The organism is Polynucleobacter sp. 39-46-10 (assembly GCF_002282275.1).
On record NZ_NCJB01000116.1, the window covers coordinates 1 to 7,023 of the forward strand.

At 48.2% G+C, this 7,023-nt stretch carries 7 protein-coding genes; 1 reads left to right on the forward strand and 6 read right to left on the reverse strand.

What is annotated here, in order from left to right:
• The 6 genes from B7X71_RS10005 to fliF all read right to left on the reverse strand — a co-directional run.
• The coding region (locus tag B7X71_RS10005; RefSeq protein ID WP_293600651.1) for a hypothetical protein at positions 1-386 on the reverse strand (386 nt) is incomplete at its 3' end.
• Positions 387-412: 26 nt separating this feature from the next.
• Positions 413-805, reverse strand: coding sequence for a hypothetical protein (locus tag B7X71_RS10010; RefSeq protein ID WP_293600653.1), 393 nt, complete (start codon positions 803-805; stop codon positions 413-415).
• 60 nt (positions 806-865) lie between these two features.
• Positions 866-2,251 carry a FliI/YscN family ATPase gene (locus tag B7X71_RS10015; protein ID WP_293600655.1) on the reverse strand — a complete coding sequence of 462 codons (1,386 nt, stop codon included), beginning with the start codon at positions 2,249-2,251 and terminating at the stop codon, positions 866-868.
• Positions 2,248-3,060 carry a FliH/SctL family protein gene (locus B7X71_RS10020; protein ID WP_293598524.1) on the reverse strand — a complete coding sequence of 271 codons (813 nt, stop codon included), beginning with the start codon at positions 3,058-3,060 and terminating at the stop codon, positions 2,248-2,250. The genes B7X71_RS10015 and B7X71_RS10020 overlap by 4 nt, the downstream gene beginning before the upstream one ends.
• Positions 3,047-4,144, reverse strand: a complete 1,098-nt coding sequence (gene fliG, locus B7X71_RS10025; RefSeq protein WP_215302778.1) for a flagellar motor switch protein FliG — start codon at positions 4,142-4,144, stop codon at positions 3,047-3,049. Before fliG ends, B7X71_RS10020 begins: the two co-directional genes overlap by 14 nt.
• Before the next feature lie 18 nt (positions 4,145-4,162).
• Positions 4,163-6,106, reverse strand: a complete 1,944-nt coding sequence (fliF, locus tag B7X71_RS10030; RefSeq protein WP_293600657.1) for a flagellar basal-body MS-ring/collar protein FliF — start codon at positions 6,104-6,106, stop codon at positions 4,163-4,165.
• A 179-nt stretch (positions 6,107-6,285) separates the two neighbouring features.
• Between fliF and B7X71_RS10035 the strand changes: the two genes are divergently transcribed.
• A partial coding sequence (locus B7X71_RS10035) for a histidine kinase dimerization/phospho-acceptor domain-containing protein (RefSeq protein ID WP_293600659.1) occupies positions 6,286-7,023 on the forward strand: 738 nt, incomplete at its 3' end.

Consider the following 7,023-nt stretch of genomic DNA (forward strand, 5'->3'; position numbering starts at 1 on the left):
AAACTCTGAATATCAGAAGTCGCATCAGCATTTGTTGCACCATTCGTCTGATTGACCTGACTTGGATTTTGGAAGGCAACGTTGAGCAAGCCCTGTGCGGCTATTTCTGCCATCAACATTTCAACTGGATCGGAATTTTTTGCAGCCCCAGCCTGTTTGCTACCCATAGTAGGCAAATTTTGCATAGCAAAAGCGCCTTGTGTACTGATTTGACTAGAATTTAACTGGGCATCACGACGAGAAGCTGTAGAGCGGTCTAGCGCTGACAAGAAGGCTTCAAATCCGACAGGCATAGCGGAGCCGCCGGGCATTGAGCCCGACTTGCTACCTGCGGCATTTACGCCACTGGCTGCTGCTTGCATTCGAATTTGACCTACTGTTGGCATAGCCTCTCCAAAAGGAACACTACTTACTATGCATCTTTCGTGCCAGAATTGGCACTAGCCCTCGCCGCGTAGTTATCCTCAAAGAGGTTCATTTCCGCCTTAGCCTTCTTCTTCCTAGCTTCCAGCCTCTTTTTATCGACTAATTTAGTCAATCCTCGGGTGCGCATTCTGGCTTCTGTGGCGGTCTTGAGGGTATCTTCTGAGGCTCTAGCCAGACCTTGAATCTGCCCATCCATCTCAATAGAGCTCTGAATCAGCTTCTCCCTAAATGCATTGGCATCCTGTATGAAGGCCACCGAAACACTTTGATTGCCACCGGCAATCATCTGCACCTCGTATTCCTTTGCATAATCAAGTACTTGATTTTTAAAGGCTTTTGTTTGATTAACCTGTCCGGCAGCCCTTTTTGCACGAGCCATCGCTTGATCCTCGCGGATTTTAGCTAGGCGCAGAAGTAGCTCAATTGCAGACATAAGGAATTAAACCACCGATGGAGCGATCTCGAAAAGGAGTTTTTCAGTTTGATCGATTGGAATGGCTTGCTCGGCATCTTGCTGTAAAAATGCCTGAATTTTTGGCCAAGCCTGGAGCGCTGCATCCAAATCTGGGTCGGTGCCGGCAATATAGGCGCCCATAGAAACTAGATCACGCCCTCGCATATAGCGACTATAAAGTTGCTTTAGGCGCCTCGCAGATAAGAGGTGCTCTTTGGAGACAACTTTAGGCATCACACGAGAAATTGACTTTTCAACATCAATAGCTGGGTAGTGACCACTATCTGCTAATTCTCGAGATAAGAAGAAGTGACCATCCAAAATTCCGCGGGCAGTATCCGCAACTGGATCATTCGTATCGTCACCTTCTAGCAACACGGTATAAAACGCGGTAATGGATCCATCAGGATTGGCGCCATTACCAACGCGCTCAACTAACTCAGGCATGCGAGCAAACACACTAGGCGGGTATCCACGTGCTACCGGCGCTTCACCTAAGCTCAAGCCAATCTCCCGTAATGCCATCGCATAGCGCGTTAGCGAATCCACAATCAGTACAACATGCTTACCTTGATCTCTAAACCAGATCGCTACATCAGTTGCATACGAGGCACCCTTAGAGCGCGCTAAGGGGGAAGCATCTGCTGGAGCGGCCACTACAACCGCGCGCTTAAATGATTCAGGGCCGAGAGTGTCTTCACAAAACTCACGCACCTCACGACCCCGCTCACCCACCAAGCCAATCACAATCACATCAGCTACACAGTTGCGCGCGAGCATACCTAATAAAACGCTTTTACCAACTCCAGAACCAGCAAATATTCCAACCCGCTGTCCTCGACCCACTGTGAGCAAACCATTGACTGCTTGAATCCCAACATCTAATGGCTCATGAATTGGAGTGCGATCCAAGGGATTCAGAGTTCTTTGAATAAATGGAGAGAATTGTTTTTCTCCATAACCTTTGCCATCAATCGGACGACCCAAGCCATCGACTACACGACCAAGCAGACTCTCGCCAATAGGTAGTGGTTCACCAATGCTATTAGAGGTATATCCCGATCCAGAATTAAAGGGGGTATCAGCTGGATAAACCAAAGCTCCAGGAGAAATGCCCTCCATCGTATCGATCGGCATTAAATAGGTGATGGCACCGTTAAAGCCAATGCATTCCGCATCATAGGTTTTGCCACCAAGTTCAGACAGTATGGTTGCGCCAGTACCAATACTCATTGGCAAACCTTCTACCTCAAGCACAATTCCAGATACCCGCTTGAGCTTACCCTCACGAATCGAGCGAGGCGCTTGCGCCAGATGCTGCCTGCGCATCTCCAGTTGATCTGCTAATTGAGTCGGCTGCAAGTGACTCACTCTTTCTCCACCTCACCAGAGTCAGGGGGATCAAGATGCTGTTCTTCATCCAAGTGAGAGTCATCACTAGATTCGTCTTCAAGCATATTGATGCTGCTATCGATCAAGGCTTCTGTGTTCACCGTTGCGAGCTCTTCAGCAGTGTCATCCAAACCTAAGGCGTTTCTGACGAGAGCTAAGCGTGCTTCAAGGCCCACATCAATACGTGCACCACTCACCTCAACATAAGCATGTCCTGGCCGTACATCCGCGTCAACCAAAATAGTGCAGGCAAATGGGAGACCGGGATCATCAACAATTTTTTTCCAAGTCTCAACCTCTTCTGCTCGCAGACGCAGGTAAAGATTTTCACCGGGGCGTGGAAGACGCATCAAGGCTTCTTGCACAGCCGCTACAAACGGAGCACGCTCCATTGAAATATTGGCAGCTAGGCGAGAGGCAATCTCAAAACTCAGTTGTGTGAGGGGCTCAGCAATGGCCTCAGGCATTCCAGTGATTGATTCAAGCAATTGACCCAGAGCATCTTGCAAACGTTTAGTTTCTTCGTCTGCCTCGACATAGCCCTGCTTATAACCCTCGCGATAGCCTGATTCCTTACCTTCTTTGTAACCAGCATCTCTGCCTTCTACAAAACCTTGATTTGAGCCTAACTCATAAGCTTCTTTATAGGCGTTGTCGCGAATCGCCTCAACCTCTTCAACCGTAGGGTATTGAATAGGCGCAACCTTAGGAGGTTTAGGGGGCTTTGGAGGATCAAAGGAGGGAGGCTCCCACCTCGTCAGCAGGGAGTCCTCATCAGAGGAAGGCATCGGCTGACTTGCCCCTTTCCATGATCATGCGGCCTTCATCGGCCAAGACACGTGCAACACGAATAACTTCTTTTTGCATCTCTTCGACTTCTTGTACCTTGACTGGTGGGCGAGTCTCGAGATCTTCGCGCACGCCATCGGCAGCACGCTTAGCCATATTCTTGAATAACTTTTCGCGCAACTTTGGACTTGCGCCTTTCAGAGCAACGATCAAAGTTTCTTGCGGAACCTCTAACAAGAGGGTCTGTAGCGAACGATCTTCGATGTCGTTGAAATCCTCGAACACGAACATCTTCTCTTGAATTGCATCAGCCAATTCGCCATTAAAGTTACGAATCGTATTGAGCGCTTCTTTGTCCAAGCCACCGGACAACATATTGAGAATTTCTGCGGTAGGCACAACACCTCCAACGGTGCTTCTGCGGAAGTCGGCATCTGGACCTGCGGAGCGTGACATCACTTCGTTCAATTCTTTCAAGGCAGCTGGTTGGACTTTCTCTAGCAAGGCAATACGCAAGATCAATTCGTTACGCAAATCATCAGCGAACAACTTAAGAACAGAGGCTGCTTGCGACGGCTCCAAGAACACCATCACTGTAGCAATAATTTGCGGATGCTCATTCTTAATCATCTCGTACAGAACATCCGATTCCATACGCTTCAAAGTTTCAATACCCGACATGTCGAGCGTGGACTCTAAACGACCGAGCAAATCAGAAGCACCTTCAGCACCCATCGCCTTAGTCAGCATGTTTTGCATGAAGGAATCGGTATCGAAAGCCACTTGTGAGTTATTCGCAGTGACGTCCTTAAATTGACGCAACACTTGCAATACAAGATCGCGACTTAAGGATCGAACGACCGCCATCTTTCCAGATAGGCGCTGCACTTCAAATGGCGTCATTTGACGCAAGACGTTTGCAGCAGATTCAGCACCTACTGCTAACAACACCACGGCAGCGCGCGAAGCACCATCCAGCTCTTCGAAAGTCAAACTTCCAGATTGAGTTGCGCCCTTGACGCCCTCTTTCAGAGCTTCAGCGATCGAGAGCTGTTTGGGGGCGCCGGTTTCTTCGTCAGCCATGTCTATCTACTCTTTATCTCAACCAGCAGCAGCGGCAGCTGCGTTAGCGGTATTCGTTTTTTCGGCATCATCCGCCAACCACTCTTTAAAGATAGAAGAAACCACTTTTGGATTCTCCTCCACAAATTCTTGCGCGTACTTGAGTAGCTCGTCGTACTCTTGCTTCTTCTCTTCATCAGCACGTTTACGATCTTCTTCAAGCTTGGCACGCTCTTCCTCGAGACGTGCGCGCTCTTCTTCTTCAGCAATTCGCTGACGCTCTTTGAGCAATTCCATTTCCATGCGACGCTTGTCGCGAGCTTTCGGATCCATTTGGGCCATCTCAGCCTTCATCTTCTCATCAAACTCTTCTTCAATACGCTGCTCTTCCAAGGCCTCATCCATCTTCTTAGGAAACAGTAAAGGCTTCACAACGCCAAAGAAAATAATACCTAGAGATCCCAAAATAATCGCAAACTTAAAGAACTCTTTGCTGAGCTCAATTACACCCGCCTGCTTGTAAAACGGAGGCTCTACGTCAGCTTCAACCTTAAACGGAATATTGGCAACACTGACGCTATCGCCACGACGCTCATTAAAGCCAACTGCATCACGAGCTAAGTTATTAATCTGATCCAACTCTTTGGCGTTATAAGGCACCGGCTTGAGTGGCTTGCCATCCTTATCTACCCCGGTAGGCTGCTTGTAGTTCACGACTACACCAGCAGACACTCTTCGGACTTGACCTTTTTCAGATTTAATTCTCTGAATCGCACGATCTAACTCGTAGTTGATTGTTGAGTCTTTTTTGATGTTGCTAGCAGTAGAGCTTGAACTTGATGGCGGTGCATTGAGATTCTGCGGCCCAGCAGCAGCTCCGCCTGCTGCATTAATCGGAGCCTGACCGCCACCAGGAGGTTGGTTGGTGAGCGCACCTGGGACACCCGCCGCTGCAGATCCAGGTGTTGCTGCTTCGTTTGTTTGCTGACTTCTAATCGAGGATTGATTTGGTGGTGAGTTGCGACCAAACGTTTCTTCGGTTCGCTCAAGCTCACCAAAATCCATATCAACCGTTACTTGAGCACGAACATTTTCTTTACCAGTAACGGGCTCTAAGATAGCCTGGACTCTCTTAGATAAAGCGCCTTCAAGTTCTGCTACATATTTCAACTGATTGCTATCAAGTCCCATTAAACGCTGGGCATTGGGGGCTAGGAGACTGCCTTCAGCATCAACAATCGTCACATTGGCTGGGCCTAAGTTAGGCACTGAAGAGCCTACTAAATTCGTGATGGCAGCAACTTGCTGGGCATCCAAGAATCGACCAGGGTGCATGGTGACTACAACAGAGGCTGTGGGTTTTTCTTGCTCACGCATAAATGCGGTTTGCTTAGGAATAGCCAACATCACTCGGGCAGATTTAACTTGCGCCAATGAGCTAATGCTACGAGCTAACTCACCCTCAAGACCACGCTGATAGTTCACCTGCTCTACAAACTGGCTGGTACCCATCTTTTGATTTTCAAGCAACTCAAAACCAACATTGCCCGCCTTAGGAAGTCCTTGTCCAGCTAGGCGCAAACGGGTTTCATAAACAGAAGACTCTGGCACCAAAATAGCAGCACCACCTTCTGTGAACTTGTAAGGCACATTCATCTGCTGCAAGGCAGCTACGATTGCAGCCCCGTCACGCTCGTTAATGCTGGAGAAAAGTACGCGGTAGTCATCCCTACTTCGGCCGGAGATTGAAACAAAGACCAAGACTGCAATAAAGAGGAAGAGTGCAGCAAGTACGATCAGGCGCTGTTGTAGACCTAATGCACCAAAACGCTGTTGGAGTTCGCCTAATTTTGAGGGGAGTTTGACCTTGCCCTTAGATGGGGCCGACGCTGGAATAGCTGCGGAGGCGGCTTTAGAGCCAATGCTGACTACTGCTGCATCCTTTTCGCTTTCCTGTATTCCGGGCTTTGCCTCTTCGCTCAATGGGTCGATTCCGTCAAATCAGGTAAAAATTCTGTAAACATAATATCACTAAATATAGAACCTTTTTGCCTTTTTTCCCTAAATATTGATATTCTATGGGAATAAAGAGGCAAAATTTGCCGCCCCAGCCATTACAAAACCAAAGTCATTTAATACGCATTTAGCCATAGATAAATACATTGACCAAGTCAGCCCCCAATATAACCGCTGAGAAAGATCCCGCCCTAGCTGCTAAGCACCTAGAGGAAGCATTTGCCATTTTTTATGCGGAATCTCAAAAACTCGAGACTCAGCAAGCAGCCCTTCAAGAGAAGATCAATCAACTCAGCTCCGAGTTGCAAAAGTCCAATCAGCGCTTGGGGATCCTATTAAATGCCATTCCAGCTGGAGTAATACTGCTCGAGAACAACATTGTTCTGCTTCATAACCCGGCAGTCCTTCAGTTCTTACCTAGCTTAAGCACAGGCAATCATTTTGAGTTGCCACATGATTGGCAAGCCTCTATTGCCCCTGGTGAATACCTGATTGGCAATGCCGAGGATCGCAACTCCCCGCAAAAAATGGTTCAGGTCATTCGCATTGACGAGGGCATACGTAGCTTTGTGCAGATTCAAGACATTACCGCCAACATTGCTCTTCACCAAGAAACCCAGCGCGAAAATCGCCTGACTGCCATGGGCAAGATGGCTGCCGGTATTGCACACCAATTTCGCACACCACTTGCTACCGCCCTTCTGTATTCGTCCCACCTTTGTGATGATGAAGTACAGCCAGAGATGGCTAAAGAGTTTGCCTTGCGCTTACGCAAGCAATTACTTGATCTAGAAAAACTTTCACAAGACATGTTGCGATTTATTTCTAATCGCCCCACCAAAACTGTACTTAGCTCTGCCAAACAGCTGATTGATGAAGCGCAA

Excerpts from the sequence above, each read along its gene's own strand:
- fliG (WP_215302778.1), bottom strand. The coding sequence starts at position 4,144 with ATGGCTGACGAAGAAACCGGCGCCCCCAAACAGCTCTCGATCGCTGAA.
- B7X71_RS10020 (WP_293598524.1), bottom strand. The coding sequence starts at position 3,060 with ATGCCTTCCTCTGATGAGGACTCCCTGCTGACGAGGTGGGAGCCTCCC.
- B7X71_RS10010 (WP_293600653.1), bottom strand. The coding sequence starts at position 805 with ATGGCTCGTGCAAAAAGGGCTGCCGGACAGGTTAATCAAACAAAAGCC.